Origin of the sequence: Bacillus cereus group sp. BfR-BA-01382 (assembly GCF_022663475.1) — a bacterium.
GTDB lineage: Bacteria > Bacillota > Bacilli > Bacillales > Bacillaceae_G > Bacillus_A > Bacillus_A thuringiensis_S.
The window spans coordinates 1-478 of the sequence record NZ_JAKUFQ010000276.1 but is presented as its reverse complement, the minus strand read 5'-3'; the positions used below and the strand labels follow the sequence as shown (position 1 = coordinate 478).

The window sequence follows — 478 nt, the reverse complement described above, 5'->3', positions numbered from 1 at the left end:
ACAGCTCGTGTTATGAGCGCACTTGGGCTTGATGCTTCCGAATTATTTACACCTCTTATTCCAGGAATGATTACTGGTGCAATTTGGGTTGTTTTCGTTGCCTACTATCTTGGAAAAAAAGAAAGAAAACGTTTAGGAATTATGGATGTACAGTATTTAAAACAAATGCAAACAATGGATGAGCAAGCTGCAACTGTCGAAGCCGCAGTACATAAACGTCCTAAACTTCTATGGATTAACTTTTTATTAACCGCTACATTACTTGTCTGTCTCATACTAGAAGTTATGCCGTTACCTGTTTTATTTACAGTCGCTTTTGCTATTGCTGTTATGATTAACTATCCAAACTTAGAACAACAGAAAGAACGTATTGCTTCTCATGCAGGGAATGTATTAGCAGTTGTTTCTCTCGTATTTGCTGCCGGTATTTTCACTGGTATTTTATCCGGAACAAAAATGGTAGATGCGATGGCTAACA

At 37.7% G+C, this 478-nt stretch carries 1 pseudogene; it reads left to right on the top strand.

What is annotated here, in order from left to right:
* A pseudogene (locus MR160_RS33920) lies at positions 1 to 478 on the top strand (citrate transporter); the annotation flags it as partial.